This is a genomic window from Collinsella sp. SGI.095 (genome assembly GCF_050314535.1).
Classification (GTDB): Bacteria; Actinomycetota; Coriobacteriia; order Coriobacteriales; family Coriobacteriaceae; genus Collinsella.
On the sequence record NZ_JBNPNG010000002.1, the window covers coordinates 124,878 to 141,554 of the forward strand.

The 16,677-nt window shown below is 61.7% G+C and carries 11 protein-coding genes; 8 read left to right on the forward strand and 3 right to left on the reverse strand.

The window, feature by feature from the left end:
- Positions 1–189: 189 nt before the first annotated feature.
- The 4 genes from ACQRCA_RS01420 to ACQRCA_RS01435 all read left to right on the forward strand — a co-directional run bounded on the left by ACQRCA_RS01420 (position 190) and on the right by ACQRCA_RS01435 (position 5,462).
- The gene (locus ACQRCA_RS01420) at positions 190–906 is read left to right on the forward strand and encodes a YoaK family protein (RefSeq protein WP_154515938.1); all 717 of its coding nucleotides are present in this window, start codon (positions 190–192) and stop codon (positions 904–906) included.
- 229 nt (positions 907–1,135) lie between these two features.
- Entirely contained in the window at positions 1,136–2,302 is a 1,167-nt protein-coding gene (gene fucO / locus ACQRCA_RS01425; protein ID WP_154515935.1) for a lactaldehyde reductase, read from the forward strand.
- A gap of 604 nt (positions 2,303–2,906) precedes the next feature.
- Positions 2,907–3,950, forward strand: a complete 1,044-nt coding sequence (locus tag ACQRCA_RS01430; protein ID WP_427717792.1) for a M42 family metallopeptidase — start codon at positions 2,907–2,909, stop codon at positions 3,948–3,950.
- Between the two features lie 138 nt (positions 3,951–4,088).
- Positions 4,089–5,462: a hypothetical protein gene (locus ACQRCA_RS01435; RefSeq protein WP_427717795.1), complete on the forward strand. Its 1,374-nt coding sequence runs from the start codon at positions 4,089–4,091 to the stop codon at positions 5,460–5,462.
- 8 nt (positions 5,463–5,470) lie between these two features.
- Here ACQRCA_RS01435 and mnmA read toward each other — a convergent pair whose 3' ends face one another.
- Together mnmA and cysK are read right to left on the reverse strand one after the other, a co-directional pair.
- Positions 5,471–6,694 carry a tRNA 2-thiouridine(34) synthase MnmA gene (gene mnmA / locus ACQRCA_RS01440; RefSeq protein ID WP_427717862.1) on the reverse strand — a complete coding sequence of 408 codons (1,224 nt, stop codon included), beginning with the start codon at positions 6,692–6,694 and terminating at the stop codon, positions 5,471–5,473.
- Between the two features lie 58 nt (positions 6,695–6,752).
- Positions 6,753–7,691, reverse strand: coding sequence for a cysteine synthase A (gene cysK / locus ACQRCA_RS01445; protein ID WP_154515926.1), 939 nt, complete (start codon positions 7,689–7,691; stop codon positions 6,753–6,755).
- 252 nt (positions 7,692–7,943) lie between these two features.
- Here cysK and ACQRCA_RS01450 point away from each other — a divergent pair, with 252 nt between their 5' ends.
- Complete coding sequence (locus ACQRCA_RS01450; protein ID WP_154515923.1) at positions 7,944–8,372, forward strand: RrF2 family transcriptional regulator; 429 nt, start codon at positions 7,944–7,946, stop codon at positions 8,370–8,372.
- Positions 8,373–8,509: 137 nt separating this feature from the next.
- Here the strand turns inward: ACQRCA_RS01450 and ACQRCA_RS01455 are convergent, their stop codons facing one another.
- Positions 8,510–8,875: a phage holin family protein gene (locus ACQRCA_RS01455; RefSeq protein ID WP_427717799.1), complete on the reverse strand. Its 366-nt coding sequence runs from the start codon at positions 8,873–8,875 to the stop codon at positions 8,510–8,512.
- 326 nt (positions 8,876–9,201) lie between these two features.
- Here ACQRCA_RS01455 and ACQRCA_RS01460 point away from each other — a divergent pair, with 326 nt between their 5' ends.
- From ACQRCA_RS01460 to ACQRCA_RS01470, 3 genes are all read left to right on the forward strand, one after another.
- Positions 9,202–9,501 (forward strand): YerC/YecD family TrpR-related protein, encoded by a 300-nt coding sequence (locus ACQRCA_RS01460; protein WP_154515917.1) that lies wholly within the window; start codon positions 9,202–9,204, stop codon positions 9,499–9,501.
- A 240-nt stretch (positions 9,502–9,741) separates the two neighbouring features.
- Positions 9,742–12,840: a PD-(D/E)XK nuclease family protein gene (locus ACQRCA_RS01465; RefSeq protein ID WP_427717802.1), complete on the forward strand. Its 3,099-nt coding sequence runs from the start codon at positions 9,742–9,744 to the stop codon at positions 12,838–12,840.
- 3 nt (positions 12,841–12,843) lie between these two features.
- Complete coding sequence (locus ACQRCA_RS01470; RefSeq protein ID WP_427717804.1) at positions 12,844–16,470, forward strand: UvrD-helicase domain-containing protein; 3,627 nt, start codon at positions 12,844–12,846, stop codon at positions 16,468–16,470.
- The last annotated feature ends 207 nt before the right edge of the window (positions 16,471–16,677 follow it).

Genomic DNA, 16,677 nt, shown 5'->3' on the forward strand with positions numbered 1-16,677 from the left:
AAAAGACTGGTGGAGTACACGAGGCGTCGGGTGTGGATGCCGCGCACGCCGTTTGTTTCCAGACGGTGTATCTGCGCGTTGGGGAAGCCGTCTCGCGGGCGCGCCATGTTGTCAATGGGTTACAGTATGAACGGCGGCTATGTTTCCGCCAACGCACGAGAGGGTCGTCAACAAGGAGGGCGCACGACGATGCAGCGTGCCAAACAGATATCGGAGTCTATTGAGCTGGGCATCATCTTGGCGCTCGCCGGTGGCTTTATGGACGTTTATTCGTACATTGGGCGCGACCATGTTTTCGCCAACGCGCAGACGGGCAACATCTTGCTGGTGGGCGTGAGTATCTCGGAGGGCAATTGGGCGCTCGCGGGGCGCTATTTCTTCCCTGTGGTGTCGTTTGCCGTGGGCATTATGCTTGCCGACCTGGTACACGAACGGTTTGGCAGCGTGATTCACTGGCGCCAGGTGACGGTGTTCTTTGAAGCCGTCATCTTGCTGGGCGTGAGCTTTATCCCCGGTGGCGGCTACAACTTGCTCGCCAACTGCCTCATCTCGTTTGCCTGCGGTATGCAGGTCGAGAGCTTCCGCAAGATCCACGGTCACGGCATTGCCACGACCATGTGCATCGGTAACCTGCGCAATGCGCTGCAAAACGTGGACGACTACATCATCACCCACAAGCGCGGCTTTTTGGAAAACGGCCTGCTGTACTTTGGCGTGATCTTTACCTTTGTGTTTGGCGCTGTGCTGGGAAACTGGTGTATTGAGCGCATGGGGCTGCACGCTATTGCGGTGGCGAGCGTGCTGCTGTTCGTGGCGTTTGCCATCATGTTTATCGACCGCGAGCGCGACCTGCGTTTTCGCTGGAAGCGCGCCTGCGAAGATTGGAAAGAGGCCTGCCAAAAATAGTGGCAGGATGTGGCAAGGGGCTGACCCCTTGCCACACTGATCAATAATGGGGAGGGGGCGGTCATCTCGGCCGCCCCTTTTTTGTTTAGTGGTCAGGCGGTGACGATACCAGTTGTTGAAACGCTTTAAATAATCTGACGTTCTCACGCGTTTTTCGCTTCAAAAGCGTTAGGATGGGACTTATAGCGTGGGGCGTAATGGGTGCCCCGCACACGATGGGAGGCTATCAATGGCTAATCGTTTCGTTCTCAACACCATTTCTTATCATGGTTCCGGCGCCATCAAGGAGATCCCCGGCGAGCTCCAGCGTCGCGGCTACAAGAAGATTTTCGTCTGCTCCGACCCCGATCTGGTCAAGTTTGGCGTTACCGCTAAGGTGACCGACGAGCTCGATGCCGCCGGCATCGCTTGGAGCCTCTACTCCGAGATCAAGCCCAACCCCACTATCCAGAACGTCAAGGACGGCGTCGAGGCCTTCAAGGCCGCCGAGGCTGATGCTATCGTGACCGTCGGTGGCGGCTCCTCTATGGACACTGCCAAGGCCATCGGCATCATCATCAACAACCCCGAGTTCGCCGATGTCCGCAGCCTCGAGGGCGTTGCTCCCACTAAGAACCACGCCGTGTTCACCATCGCCGTGCCGACGACCGCCGGTACCGCTGCTGAGGTGACCATCAACTACGTCATCACCGACCCCGAGAAGGTCCGCAAGTTCGTGTGCGTCGACACCAACGACGCCCCCGAGGTCGCCGTCGTCGACCCCGACATGATGGCTTCCATGCCCGCCGGCCTGACCGCCTCCACCGGCATGGACGCTCTGACCCACGCCATCGAGGGCTACACCACCAAGGGCGCTTGGGAGCTCTCCGACATGTTCCACTTTGAGGCCATCAAGCTGATCAGCGAGAACCTGCGCGACTCCGTTGCCGAGGCCAAGTCCGGCCAGCCCGGCTCCGGCCGCGAGGGCATGGCTCTTGGTCAGTATGTTGCCGGCATGGGCTTCTCTAACGTTGGCCTGGGCATCGATCACGCCATGGCTCACACCCTGTCCGCCCACTACGACACCCCGCACGGCGTCGCTTGCGCCATGCTGCTGCCGATTGCCATGGAGTTCAACAAGCCGGTTTGCGCCGAGCGCCTGGCCAAGGTCGCCGTCGCCATGGGCGTTGACACCACGGGCATGAGCACCGATGAGGCTGCCGACGCCGCTATCGCCGCCGTTAAGCAGCTCTCCGCTGACGTGAACATCCCGCACGTCTGCGAGGCCATGAAGGCTGACGAGATCGAGGTCCTGGCCAAGGACGCCATGGCCGACGCTTGCTTCCCGGGCAACCCGCGCGAGGCGACGCTCGACGATGTCATCGAGCTCTTCAAGAAGATCTGCCCGGCTGCCTAGCCCAGTTTGGTGGTCCTTCGCCCGTAGGCGTATGGTCTTTTGACTTGCCGCTAGCCCCGCCGCGCTACGCACGGCGGGGCTTTTTGTGCTGCGTCGATGTCTTGGGACGGGTAAAACTAAAGCATGCTGCCCGCTGCGGATAGGTGGTGCACTTCCCAGCGTGCATTTTTGGGAGTATTCAGCAAGCTCTTAAAAATGCATAACGTTTTGAAGGGTCCGTAGTGGCCCACAGGCGCCCATCGACAGCCATTGTGGGCGGGCTATCGATGAGTGGAGGGGGTTGTTACTGAGTTTCTGCTTTGCGACGACCTGCAACACTGCTGTAACCGCGTCGTTTTGTCGTTCGCGATGGGGTCGTTGGGGCCCACGGTGCTGAATACTCCGTTTTTTGCACGGCCCAAGGTGGGGTACCCTGAGACGAAGCAAAAAGATTCCTCATTTCTATGCAGATACCGATAGGATTTATGCAAGATTGGGATTGTAAGACGTGCGCGTGCACAAAACCGGTGCGGGGACGTCGGGAGGCGGCTCGGCTCCTAGGGCATTGACCGTGCAGAACGGTTAAAATCGGGACTCGGTCTTAGTTTTACTTGGAAGGACGCATATGGCTTCTAATATTGATGCTTCTCTAGAGGAGACGCTCTCCTATATCGCGGGACAGCTTAAGACGCTGACTTCTATTGCTTCGCCTACGGGCTATACCCGTGCGGCGACTGATTATCTAATGGAAACGTTGCGCGATATGGGCTTTGGCCCCGAGCGTTCCAATAAGGGCAACGTGCTGGTTGAGCTTGGCGGCGAGGGCGAGCCGCTTGTGTTGGCGAGCCATGTCGATACCCTGGGCGCCATGGTGCGCTCCATTAAGGACAATGGTCGCCTGCGTCCCACGACGCTCGGCGGGCATCAGTGGTCTACGGCCGATGGCGAGAACTGCACCGTCTACACGCGCGATGGCAATGTGTACACGGGTGTGGTCCTCAATACCGAGCCTTCGGCGCACGTGGCCGACGAGCCGGTCAAGACCATCGAGAAGAACATGGAAATCCTGCTCGATGAGAATGTCGACAGCAAGGATGACGTGCTTGAGCTGGGCATTCAGACGGGCGACATCATCGCTATGGATCCGCGCACCACGGTGACGGAGAGCGGCTATATTAAGAGCCGCTTCTTGGACGACAAGCTGTCGGCCTCCATTTTGCTGGGTTTGGCGCGTGCCGTCGCCGCTGGCGAGGTGTCGCTTTCGCGCAAGGTGTCGCTGCTCTTTACGGTGTACGAGGAGGTCGGCCACGGTGGCGCCTTTGTGCCGGCCGACACGCGCGAGATGATCAGCGTTGACATGGGTTGCGTGGGCGACGACCTGGGCTGCACCGAGCGCATGGTGTCGATTTGCGCCAAGGATTCGGGCGGTCCCTACAACTACGATCTGGTGACCACGCTGTCCAATATCGCGCGCGAGCTCGAGCTCGATTACGCCATCGACGTTTACCCGCATTACGGCTCGGACGTCGAGGCCACGCTTTCCGCCGGCTACGACATCCGTCACGGCCTGATCGGCCCCGGCGTGTACGCGAGCCACAACTACGAGCGCAGCCACATCGACGGCGTGCGCAATACCTACGAGCTGGTTCGCGCCTACGTTCAGCGCTAGGGGAGCAGCTTGCGACTCGGCTGACCAATCGCTAAAGCCCGATTTCTCGGGCTTTTTTTCGCTTTGGGTTGTTTAGTATAATGATGTATGTAATCTATTAACTAAACGTGTAAATTACTTAACGAGGTGATGCGGTGTATGGATACGTCTGAGTACTTGTCTATGGGTGATGCTGCCCGCCTGCTGGGCGTTACGAAAGCCCGCATATCTCAACTTGCCGCATCGGGAACGCTCGCGTGCGATATTGTGGGCGGACGGAAGATGGTCGAGTACAATTCCGCGGTCGCTTATCAAAAGGTCCGCAAACGTGGACGCCGTCCTGCGGCCGATGTGGGGCGCAAGTTTACGCTGATGTCGGCCGACCATGAGGTCGCGCATGTCTCATTTGATCCGTCGCGCGAATTTCCCTTCGAAATCGCGGAGGTCCTCGATGCACAACGAATGCCGTTTGGCACGTGCTCGAGCTCTTCTCCTACGGTGAATAAACGGGAGCTCAACGTGTGGTGGAGCCATCGGTCGGTGCCCGATGTTCGCCCCGGACTCGTCTCGCGCTATCGTGAACTGGGAATTGCCAGTGGCATCGAGGTTCCGGTTCGGTGCCTGGGCCTCTCGCTTTCGGATTGCTATTGGCTGCGGCCGGCAGAATGCGACGGGCTCAAATGGCGAAACCTCAATTACTTCGAGAATGATTTTGAGCGATCGGCGCCCGAGGGACGTTCGGGTTGGCTGGAGGGCATCGGTCTTAAAAATCCGGATAACACGTCCGAGGGCGAGCTCCCTAAATCGTGGATGATCCGAAACGGCATTCGCGTTTTGGCTAAAGGTTGCGGCATGGACGATCAGCGTCCCTTTAACGAGGCGGTTGCAACGGCTCTACATCGTCGCTTGCTGTCGGAGGGCGAGTTTGTTCCTTATACGGTTGAGCGAATGTTCGATGGCCCTGTGTGTCTGTGCGACGACTTTCTTGACGGCCGCGAGGAATACGTTCCGGCTGTTTACGTTAAGGGCGCACTTGGTAGCCAGCGGGGAAACTCGACATACGACCGGTACTGCCGCTTTCTTGGTAAGCATGGAGCAGACGAGGCTGCCGTGAGAAGGTCTATGTCGCAGATGATTGTCTGCGATGCCCTTTTGGCCAACAGCGATCGCCATTGGCGAAACTTCGGCATCATCCGCAATGTCGACACCCTGGAGATAAGGCCTGCTCCGCTGTTCGATAGCGGCAACTGCCTGTGGTATAACGTACCAACTGCCGTGCTCGCAGCTGGGGAGTTTGGGTTTTCTGCTAAGCCGTTTGGGCCCGACCCTTCCGTCCAGCTGGCGCTTGCGGACTCACTCGATTGGTTCGATTCATCGCGGCTCAACGGATTTGTTGATGAGGCGATCGAGATTCTTTCGCAGAGCGAATGGGCCACAGCGGAGGGCCGGCTCGAGTCCATTTGCCGCGGCCTCGAGCGTCGCGTAATCGAGGTGAATGCTGCTGTTGAAGTGCTTCGACACGTGCGGCGATAATCCTGCGGCTACTTGATGGCGGCAGTTACCGTGCCGCCGCCCAGGACGACATCGCCGCGGTAGACTACAACGGCCTGGCCGGGGGCGACGGCGCGCTGCGGCTCGTCAAAGGTCAGAAGCATCTGTCCGTCGGCGCCACGTGTAAGGGTCGCTGCCTGGTCCTTTTGACGGTAACGGTACTTGGTGCCCACGCGAATGTCGCCGGACGTGAGCTCTGCCTCCATGCGGTCGGCAGGGGCACTCCAGATCCAGTCGTTGGCCGTGAGTGCTGTCGCCGTCAGGTCCTCAGCCTCGCCCAGATGCACAATGTTGTTGGCGGCATCGACGCCCGTTACATACACGGGGCGCGCCATCGCGACGCCCAGGCCCTTGCGCTGGCCGACGGTATAGCGCAGTGCGCCGTTGTGGCGTCCGACCACGCTGCCGTCGCGCCATACAATATCGCCTGGCTCGGCGGCATGCCCACAGCGGCGCTCGATATAGCCCGCGTAGTCGCCGTCCGTGATAAAACAGATATCCTCGCTCTCGGCCTTCTTGGCGTTGATGAAGCCCTGCTCGGCGGCAATGCGGCGCACGTCGCGCTCTTTGTCCAACCCTGCCAGCGGAAAGATTGTGCGTGCCAGGCGCTCTTGCGTGAGCGAATACAAAAAGTAACTCTGGTCCTTCTTGGAGTCTTCGCCGCGGTGCAGCTGCCAGGTGCCATCGGGCGCTTGGCTCGTTTTGGCATAGTGACCCGTGGCAATGTAGTCGCAGCCCATATCGAGTGCCGCGTCGAGCAGCGCGCCAAACTTAATATGGCGGTTGCAGATGATGCACGGGTTGGGCGTCAGCCCCTCCTGGTAGGCGGTCACGAAGCGCTCGATAACGTTGCGGTCGAAGGCCTGCTGCAGGTCGAGCACATGGTGAGGTATCCCCAGGCGATCGGCGACGGCCTTTGCATCGGCGATGTCACGGTCGACCTTGCTCATGCCCGTGACGGGATCGGGCGCAGGGCAGGTGAGGCGCATAGTGGCACCGACGCATTCGTAGCCTTGGCACTTGAGCAGATAGGCAGTCACGCTGGAATCGACGCCGCCGCTCATGGCGACGAGCACGCGCTTGTTGTGCATGGGGAGGTTCTCCTTGGTGGCATGTGGCCAAAAAAGAAAAGCGGCGCGGGAGGCTGGTTCCGCGCCGCAGACATTGTAGCAAGTTCGGACGTCTCGTGGGACACCCTGACGGGATGGGCTCAGACCGCCGGGAGAGAGGAGGCAGGCTCGTCCCTGAGCTCAACCTATGGGAAAAAAGGCTCTAGTCCTGGAACAGTGCCGTGGACAGGTAGCGCTCACCGGTATCGGCGAGCAGTGCCACGATGGTCTTGCCCTCGTTCTCGGGGCGCTTGGCTAGCTGCAGCGCGGCCCACACGGCGGCACCGGACGAAATGCCCACGAGCACGCCCTCCTTGTGGCCCACGGCGCGGCCGGTGGCAAAGGCGTCGTCGTTCTCGACGGGGATGATCTCGTCATAGACCTGGGTGTCGAGGACATCGGGCACAAAGCCGGCACCGATGCCCTGAATCTTGTGCGGACCGGCCTGGCCCTTGGAGAGTACCGGGGAGGTGGCGGGCTCGACGGCGACAACCTGAATCTCGGGGTTCTGCTCCTTGAGGAACTCGCCCACACCGGTCACGGTGCCACCGGTGCCAACGCCGGCGACGAAGATGTCGACCTTGCCGTCGGTGTCGTCCCAGATCTCGGGGCCGGTCGTGGCCTTATGGATGGCGGGGTTGGCGGGGTTCACAAACTGGCCGGCGATGATGCTGTTGGGAGTCTCCTTCTGCAGCTCCTCGGCCCTGGCGATGGCGCCCTTCATGCCCTTGGAGCCGTCGGTGAGCACGAGCTGTGCGCCGTATGCCTGCATAAGCTTGCGGCGCTCGACGGACATGGTTTCGGGCATGGTGATGATCACCTTGTAGCCGCGAGCCGCCGCCACCGAGGCGATGCCGACGCCGGTGTTGCCGCTCGTGGGCTCGATGATGGTATAGTCGCCGCCGCGCACGAGCTTGCCGGCCTTCTCTGCCTCGTCAATCATGTTCTTGGCGACGCGGTCTTTAACGGACCCGGCGGGGTTGAAGTATTCCAATTTGACGAGCACGCGGGCCTTGAGGTCCTCATCGGCCTCAAAGTGAGTGAGCTCCAAAAGCGGGGTGTGGCCGATAAGCTGATCGATGGACGTATAAACCTTGCTCATGGTGAACCTCCAAAGTGTTCAAATGACTGGATACCGTGTGGTTTTACGGTGGCCTAGTAGCTAAACCCATAAACCTTATAGGTTGTTTGTTTAGCTGTTGGCAAGCATAGTAGACACTAAAGCCTAGTAATGCAATAGGAAATAGGAGATTATTACGAGCCGATTAACCACCTTGACTGGAATGGGTATTTTCAAAGCCAATTTTTCGGCTAGAATTTCAACGGATTAAAAGACCGAAAGGCAGCACTATATATGTTGGTTTCTACTAAGGGCAGGTACGCCCTGCGCGTTATGGTCGACCTGGCCGAGCACCAGGCGGCCGGTCGCATCCCGCTCAAAGAGATCGCGGCGCGACAGGGGATTTCCGAGAAATATCTCGAGAACATCTTGGCTACGCTCGTGCGCGCCAACATGCTTTCGGGCATGCGCGGCAAGGGCGGCGGCTACGTGCTCACGCGCCCGCCCGAGCAGTACACGGTGGGAGAGATCTTGCGCCTGACCGAGGGCAGCCTGGCGCCGGTCGCCTGCCTGGATGGCGACTGCAAGGGCTGCTCGCGATCTGATGAGTGCCCCACGCTCGACGTGTGGAAGAACCTGGACAAGCTCATCAACGACTACCTCGACGGTGTGACGCTCGATGCGCTCGTCGCCCCCAACGGGGGCTACGACTACGTCATCTAGCCCCACCAGCCATTTGGGGACGGGGTAGAAATGGTAGATTCTTTTGTCCTCTGAGGCTTGACAAAGGCGAAGGCCGTCCATCGTTGCGATGGACGGCCTTCGTTTTGGCGTGTTATGGCGGTCCGTATCCGGTTGCTTTAGTTCCTGGCGATGCTGTCGAAGATGCTTCGAGTGATGGACACCAAAATGCTACCCATAAAGGCCGACCCAAAGCTGGCAATGGAGATGCCCGCTCCCAGCAGATTTACCGATAGGTAGCTGGCAAGCTCGAGCATAAAGCTGTTGACTACAAGCTGAAAAATACCCAGCGTGATAATGGTGAGCGGCAGCGAGATGACCGTCAGGAGCGGCTTGACGAGCGAGTCGACGACGTTGAGGAACAGTCCCACAAAGGCAAAGCAGACCCAGGCGTCGGCCATGCCGAAGGGCTGAATGCCGGGGACGAGGAACGTGGCGATCGCGATAGCGATTGAGGTCAAAAGCCAGTTGAGCAAGAAGCGCATGGTGGGTTCCTTTCCGGTGCGCGTGACGTGTTGGTGGCGCGTAAGCTCGTTTGCCGCGGCGAATCGGATGGTTGCCTTGGCGTGCGCCTCTGCGTTGGGCGCCCATTGTCTCAGATATTCGTGGAGCTTGCGTGCGCATTCGGTTTCAAAACGGCGTTCGTCCTAAAAAACGCGCCGCTGACAGAGAGTCTTGTCACTTTAGTTTGGTGGTGTGCTAAACTGCTACGGGCAAAAGCTACATGCGTTGCCCTATTGCATTGAATGGGCGAACGATGCCCGGTGCCAGTATCAACTTCGATGCCTTTTGGCGGGTTTGGCGGTGATCGATGAATATCGAGAACATGTTTGACAAGCCTGATGTCAAGCAGCTAGTCCACGCATTTAGTCTTTTGGACGACGAGAAAGATATCCAAGCGTTTTTGACCGATATCTGCACGCCGCGCGAGATTTGCGATCTATCGCAGCGTCTGCAGGTCGCGCGCTACCTGGACGAGGGCGAGCCCTATGTCGAGGTTCAGGTCCGTACCGGCGCTTCGTCCACCACGGTGAGCCGTGTATCCAAGGCGCTCAACGGCGAGTACGGTGGCTACCGCAAGATCCTCATTAAGCTGGAGGATGGCGAATAGGCCGCGGCAAAACGAATTGTGAAAAACCGCTCCTCCGGGGGCGGTTTTTATATGCCGAATAATTGGTGCAAGCGAGCCTGTCCCCTTTGCACCAACGGACGAGTCTGCCCCCTTTGCACCAATGCGGTGCAAAGCGACTTGTCTCCAAAGCGCCAAAAGATGAAGCTGCGGTGGCAATGTGTCCGCTTGGGCGGGTAGGATGGATGCATTGATTATTGCGAACAGTTTGAGTGGAGGACCATGCCTGTTCGAATCTATACCACTAATGCCGGCACGGATTTGAGCGATGCCGAGTCGGCGCTGCTTGCCGACCTTATTGCCCGCCACGGGCGTGCCGTGCTGCTGGCGCCAACGTTTGCCGAGCTCGACCTGTGCCGTCATGATGCGGCGGAAGCCGGCGTTTCGCTGGGCATCGATTACAAGACGCCCGCGTCGTGGCTTCGCTCGCTTTGGGAGCTTTTGGGCGACGGGCGCGGTTTCGTCGACAACCTGCAGCGCCAGATGCTGTTTTCGGACATGGTCACGCGTCTCGATGATGTCGACCTGCAGCCGCTTTCGCGCAGCCAGGGCACGGTGCGCATGCTTGCGCGCATGGCCCGCGATGTGCTGCCAGGTGTGGCGGGGACAGCTGCCGAGCGATGCCGTGGCAACAATTGCCGGCCTGAGCCAAAAAGCGATGCCGAGGCTCGTGTGTTCGAGCTTTTGCGTGCCTACGCGGGCGGTTTGGACCGTCGAGATATGGTCGAGCCCTGCGAGGCGGCTGACATTATGGCCGGCGCTCTGGCCGATAATCTGCCGGCGTGCGCCCGTGCCGTCTGTGTACGCGGCGTCACGTCGTTTACGCACGGTCTGCTCGAGCTGCTGTCTGCTGTGGCGAACAGTGGGGGAGAGGTCGTCGTGCTGCTTGCTCGCGAGCAGGCGGCGATGCGCGAGGAACTTGCCGCGGCATTTGATGCCAGCGGTGTGCTGTTTGAGGTCGCGCCGCTGGGGGAGGACGCCGTCGCGTCTGATGCCGCTTGTGGAGCTACCGCTCAGCCTGCCTTTATTGAGGTCGCTGGCCCCCACGCCCGTGCTCATGCTTATGCGGACGCAATTGATGATCTGGTAAAAGCGTGCCAGGGTTTCGGGGCCGACGATACCGCCGGCCTCTCCGCCGACCCCGTACGCGTGCTCGTTGTTTCTGCCCGGGCACCCCAGCTGTTCGGTGAGCTCGCCTCTCGTCTGGCGGCTCGTCATATCGCTGCCGAGACAACTGAATTCACGGCGTTTTCCCAATCCATTGCGGGCAGGCAGTTTGCGGCGCTTGCCAGCTTGATCGAGCGCATGAAGGCGGCCGATGAGGGTGTGGCGTCAAAGACCGAGTGGTGGCCCGCGCCGGAGCTTACCGACTGGATCTACAGCCCGCTTTCGGGCGCTGATGCCGCCAATGCCCGTATCTTCGATAAGAATATGCGTCTCTCGCGTAGCAAGACTACCGCGGGCGCTAAGAGCCTGCTGCAGAGCGTGCAAGGCCAGGTGAGGGGCGCACGCAAGGCGGCGAGCGACGAAAACTGGTTTAAGAACGTACCGTGTGTGGTCTCGGACGTGTTCCAGGCACTGTGGCGCGACAAGCCCGTGACGGCGGTCAAGGCCATGCTTGCCGTTGCCGAGGCGTTGCCCGATCGCTCGCTGGGCAGCCTGGATGGCCAAGCTCGTCGCCAAGCGGAGACGGCCCTGCTGCGCCACGCCATCGACATCCTTATGAATGACGCCCGCGCGCTCGACGTGTCGCAGGCCGCGACCGTGCCCGTGCTCGATGGCATTCGCACCAAGGTGGACAAGCGTAGCACCGCCTACGATTACGAGACCTACGAGGTTGACGGTGCGCCACGTGCCCAGGTTCGCTTTGCCTCGCTTGCCGATGCGGCGGCTCTGCGCCCCGGCAGCTACGATGCCGTGCTGTTTGCCGATGTCGATCTGGACAGCTATCCGCTCTCACACGAGGAAGGACCGCTGGCCACGTTGGCTGCGAGCCTTGGTCGCGAGGGCGTGACGCTTGAGCCTGCGGCCTTGTTGCGCGTGCGCTTTGGCCACGCGATGCGGGCGGCACGTGGCCCGGTTGCGCTTGCGCGCGTGACGCACGATCGCCAGGCGCGCGAGTGCTATCCGGCTGCCGTGTGGACCGAGTTGCGGGCGCATGCCGAGGCCACCGGCGCCGCTCAGGTGACATGCGTGGGCGAGGGCGATATCGTAGGTGATTTTGACCCTGCAGCCGGCAAGGGCCTCAAGCGCGAGCGCGTGGCATGCGAGGCTCCTCAGCATTTGAGCGAGGCGGCCGTGCCATATCTGGTCTTGCGCCGTCGGGACGGTGAGGGCGAGGACGCGCCGCTTGTACCGCGTCTGACGTCTGCCTCGCAGATCGAGGCCTATTCCACCTGCCCGCTGTGCTGGTTCGTCTCGTATCGCGTTAAGCCCCAGTCTATCGACGCGGGTTTTGGCAACATGGAGAAGGGCAACTTTGTCCACGACGTGCTGGAACATCTGCATGCCCGTTTGCCCCAAGAGGGCATGGAGCGTGTGACGCCCGAAAACCTGCCGCGTGCGCAGGAGCTGCTGCACGAGGTCTTTGCCGAGACCTTGGCCGAGCACGCCGGCAAGCGTGGCAACGAGGGCCCGCTGGTGCCGCTCTCGCCGGTGGAGGAGCGCCAGGTGGCCGAGATCTTGCCGCAGCTGGAGGGCGTGCTTGCCTACGAGTCCGAGGCGCTTGCCCCCTTCGCTCCGCGCTACCTGGAGTTTGCGTTCAACGAGCTCCAGGTCGAGTATGCCGGCTGGCCGCTCGGCGGGCGCATCGACCGCGTGGATGTGGATGCCGAGAATCGCGCTGTGGTGATTGACTACAAGCATCGCACGGGCGTTGAGGAGTTTAAGCTTGCCGACCCTACGGTGCGCGACGAGGAATCGGGCACGGCGCCCATCGACGATCCGCGCTGGTTGCCGCCACATACCCAAACGCTCATCTACGCCCAGGCCATGCGCCGGGCGCTGGATTTGGATACCCGTGCGGCGCTCTATTTTTCGACCAAGGGCGGCAAGCCGGCGTTGCGCGGTGCCGCGAGCGCCGAGCTGCTCGAGGAGGAGCGTGGCGACGGTCGCATCCCGGGCCTTAAGAAAGGTTTCCCCGGCGAGGGTGGCAGCATGGACTTCGACGCCCTGCTCGATCGCGTGGAGGCCGGCATCGCCGAGCGCTTGCGCGAACTCGAGGCGGGCAACGTCACTGCTGTCGACCCGGTGTCGACGCAGGCCGCGCATGCCCGCTGCTCGTATAACCACGAAGGAACGTTTGTAAGGAGGGACGTGTAGACCATGGATCTTTCGACCTTGATGCCGCAACAGCTGCAGATCGTCAAGACGCTCGACCGTCCGCTGTTTGTCTCGGCGGGCGCCGGTTCGGGCAAGACCTTTACCCTCACGCGCCGCATCGTCTACGCGCTCTCGCCCGAATCAGGTCCGTTCGTCGAGCATCTGGACCAGGTGCTCGCCATTACCTTTACCAAGGATGCCGCGGCCGAGATTCGCGATCGCGTGCGCCGTGCGCTTATCGACGAGGGCATGGACGAGGAAGCACTGACCGTCGACGACGCGTGGATCTCGACCATTCACGGCATGTGCTCGCGTATCCTGCGCGCACACGCGCTGGAGTTGGGCATCGACCCCGAGTTCACGGTGCTCACCGATACCGACGAGCTCATGGACCAGGCTGTTGAGCATGTGCTGGGTCGCGCGACGGCACCCGATGCCGCCCCCGAGCTCGCGGCATCGCTCAAGGCCCTCTACGCCTGGTATCCCATGGCGGGCGAGGGCGGCCCCTTTGGTGCCGGCACGACCATCAAGGGCCTGGTGCGCGACCTGCTTGAGCTCTCGAGCCAGCTGCCGGGCGGCATGGACGACGTGTGCGTGGCGCGTGGCCAGGCCGATACCTCGGCGCTCGCCGATGCCTATCGCTCGGCGCTGGGCGCAAGCAAGGCGGCGACCGAGAAGGCGCAGACGGCGCTCGACGCCATCGACGCGTTCGAGGCGAGCGGCAAGACCATGGCCGATGCGGCGCGACTCATGATGTCGTGCACCATGCCGCGCGCGAGCAAGGCGTTCCCCAAGGAGCAGGTCGAGCTGCTCAAGGCCGAGGCCGCCGATGCATTTATCAATATCGTGCTTGCCTGCGGTGGCCCCGCGCTCGATGCACTGGTGGGCTTGGCCCGCTCTGTAGAGGCCGAGTATCGCGCACTGAAGGCTGCCCAGTCCGCCCTCGATAATAACGACCTGCTGCGCATGGCCTACGAGGCCCTGCGCGATTACCCTGCCATTCGTGCTGCGTACGAGGGCCGCTTTAAGATGGTCATGATCGACGAGTTTCAGGATACCGATCAGATGCAGGTCGATCTAATCCGCTACCTGACGGGTGCGGGGGAGCGCGCGCTGTGCACCGTGGGCGATGCGCAGCAGTCGATCTATCGCTTCCGCGGCGCCGAGGTCGAGGTGTTCCGTCGCCAGGAGCGCAAGGTGGAATCGACGGCGGCGTCGGAGACGGTTGCCACGTCCGATGCCCCCGCCGGCGAGCTCGTCAAGCTCGTGCGCAACTTCCGCAGCCACGACGAGGTGCTGCGCTATGTGGCCCGCGTCTTCGACGGCGATGACGGCGGCCTGATGCAGGGCTTTTTGGATCTTGAGGCGAGCGACGGCCGCAAGGACACACTGGTGGCGGATGCCTCGCGCCGCCAGGCCCTCTTTGTTGCCGGCGGCAGTACGCAGGAGCGCACACAGGCCAAGGCCCGCGCGATCGCGGAGCGATTCCGCGCGCTTGCCGATGCCGGCCAGCCCCAGGGCGGCATGGTGCTGCTGCTGGGCCGCATGACCAACGCAGACGTCTACGCACAGGCCTTCCGTGACCAGGGGCTCGACTGCGTCATCGCGGGCGGCTCAGTCTTTGCCCAAGCTGCCGAGGTGCAGACGGTGCGCGCCCTGGTTTGTGCTCTTGCCAATCCGGCCGATACGGCGCAGGGCCTTATGCCACTGCTGGCCTCGCCGATGTTTGCACTCGGCGCCCAGGAGTTCCTGGCGCTGGCGACCAAACTCGACGATCAGACGGGCGAGACGTCGCGCCGCAACATCGACGCGGGCATCATGAGCGATTCCGATGTGCCGGGCTTGCAGGGCTTGCCGCTCGTGACGCGTGCCCGCGAGGTGCTGCGCTACGCACTGCGTCGCGTGGGGCGTGATTCGTTCGCCGCCATCGCGCGCGACGCGGTCAATGCTTCCGGCTGGTTCGTGCGCCTGGCGCAGCGCGGCCCCGAGGGCAAGGCCATCGCCGCCAACGTGCTCAAGGCGCTCGATGCCGTGGACGAGGCGGAGGCCGAGTTCGGTAACTCGCCGCGCTCCATTGCGCTTGCCTTCGATCGCTTCCTGGCGGGCAAGGAGGCCCCGGGCGCCCTCAACGAGGAGGGCGACGGCGCGGTGCGCATCATGACGGTTCATGCCTCCAAGGGTCTGGAATATCCGGTCGTGGCGGTCGCCGATTGCTTTGGCGTGCGTAAGTCCTCGGGTGCGGCACAGATGGGTCGCGTCGAGGGCGGAGCGCAGGTCGTGGCGCTGCCGGCACGCTTCGACGGCGTTAAACTCTCGGACGGTACGTTCGTAAAGGGCGATGACGTCAAAAAGCAGTTTGAGCATGCGTTTAAGGGCAAGGGCACGTCGCTGTGGCTACCGCCGGAGCTCATGGAGGACGTCTGTGCGACGGGTTCTCCCGCCGAGGCATTTGCTCGCCTGCGCAACGACGACCTGCAGCTTTCGCTCGAGGAGCGGGCCCGTTTGCTCTATGTTGCCATGACCCGTGCGCGCGAGCTGGTGATCTTGGCGATGGATGCGGGCGTGAGCCGTGGCAAGCTGTGTGCGCCGACCTTCGATGTCGAGACCGATCTGACCTACGACGTGCTGCGCCGCATTCTGCCGACCGACGCTCTGGACATGCCGCAGCTCGATGCCGACCGCCTGGTATTCGACAACTCCCAGCCGGGCGACTACGAGCTCATTTCGCTTTCGGACTTTACCTTTGGCGAGCAGGCGTTTGAGGCCAACGCTTCGCTGGATGCCGAGGGCAGGCTCGTTCGTGGCGATACCGATGTCGCCGATAATGCTGCGCACTCAACCGTGCCCGGTCCTGCCGACCCCAAGCCCGATTCGTTTGAACTCGTATATCCCCAGGCGGCGGGCGTGCGCATGGGCACGTGTCCGTTCCCGGCGCGTGATTCGTACAGCTATTCGTCGATCGCCGCGGCGCTCCATGCCGAGACGGAAGACCGTGCCGCCGAGGCGCGTGTTCCCATGGATGAGGCGGGCGACGATGCCGAGTCGGATGGCTCGGAGATGGCCGATGCAGACGTGGCTGCTGTCGAGCCCGCCGGCAACCCCATGGCGCTGGGCTCGGCGTTCCATGCTGCCTGCCAGTGGCTCATCGAGATGGGTGCCGATGCGCTGCCCGCTGAGCGTGCCGATGCGCTGACGCGCCTGTGGTGCCTGACGCCGGAGCAGCGCGAGCGTTTTGACGTTGCCCTGAATCGCTGGCTCAGGTCGTCGGTCCGTGCCGAGCTTCTTGCCTGGCCGTGCGTCCGTGCCGAAGTACCGTTCTTCTCGCTGGGCTGTGAGGACAAGGACATTGCCCGCTTCGGTGCATATGCCGAGGGCGCCATCGATGCGCTGGCGACCGACCCGGCCGATCCGTCACGCGCACTGGTCATCGATTACAAGACGGGTGGCACGCCGGATGAGACACCCGACCAGCTGCTCGAGAAGCACGCCCTGCAGGCGCGCGTCTATTCGGATGTTCTGCATAAGGCGGGCTTTAAGACGGTGACCGTCAAGTTCGTCCGCGTGGAGCAGACGGCCCCAGCTGTCTTAGTCGAGCTCGCCGAGCCCCAGGTGGTCACCTACAACCTCTAGCCCTCAGATAACGTGCGGTGGAATCCTTTTCGATTCCACTGCAGCTCAGGGGTAGCTAATTTGGGACGGGGCTCTTTTAGCTACCCCCATACATCGGTTGAGATGTATTCCGACCCCGACTCGTTCGCCGTCAGTCAAAGGGTAGCTAAAAAAGCCCCGTCCCAAATTAGCTGCCTCTGTGGGTTTGGCTAGGTTCGGGCGCTGTCC

Excerpts from the sequence above, each read along its gene's own strand:
- fucO (WP_154515935.1), top strand. The coding sequence starts at position 1,136 with ATGGCTAATCGTTTCGTTCTCAACACCATTTCTTATCATGGTTCCGGC.
- ACQRCA_RS01465 (WP_427717802.1), top strand. The coding sequence starts at position 9,742 with ATGCCTGTTCGAATCTATACCACTAATGCCGGCACGGATTTGAGCGAT.
- ACQRCA_RS01470 (WP_427717804.1), top strand. The coding sequence starts at position 12,844 with ATGGATCTTTCGACCTTGATGCCGCAACAGCTGCAGATCGTCAAGACG.
- ACQRCA_RS01460 (WP_154515917.1), top strand. The coding sequence starts at position 9,202 with ATGAATATCGAGAACATGTTTGACAAGCCTGATGTCAAGCAGCTAGTC.
- ACQRCA_RS01420 (WP_154515938.1), top strand. The coding sequence starts at position 190 with ATGCAGCGTGCCAAACAGATATCGGAGTCTATTGAGCTGGGCATCATC.
- ACQRCA_RS01430 (WP_427717792.1), top strand. The coding sequence starts at position 2,907 with ATGGCTTCTAATATTGATGCTTCTCTAGAGGAGACGCTCTCCTATATC.
- ACQRCA_RS01455 (WP_427717799.1), bottom strand. The coding sequence starts at position 8,875 with ATGCGCTTCTTGCTCAACTGGCTTTTGACCTCAATCGCTATCGCGATC.
- ACQRCA_RS01435 (WP_427717795.1), top strand. The coding sequence starts at position 4,089 with ATGGATACGTCTGAGTACTTGTCTATGGGTGATGCTGCCCGCCTGCTG.
- ACQRCA_RS01450 (WP_154515923.1), top strand. The coding sequence starts at position 7,944 with ATGTTGGTTTCTACTAAGGGCAGGTACGCCCTGCGCGTTATGGTCGAC.
- cysK (WP_154515926.1), bottom strand. The coding sequence starts at position 7,691 with ATGAGCAAGGTTTATACGTCCATCGATCAGCTTATCGGCCACACCCCG.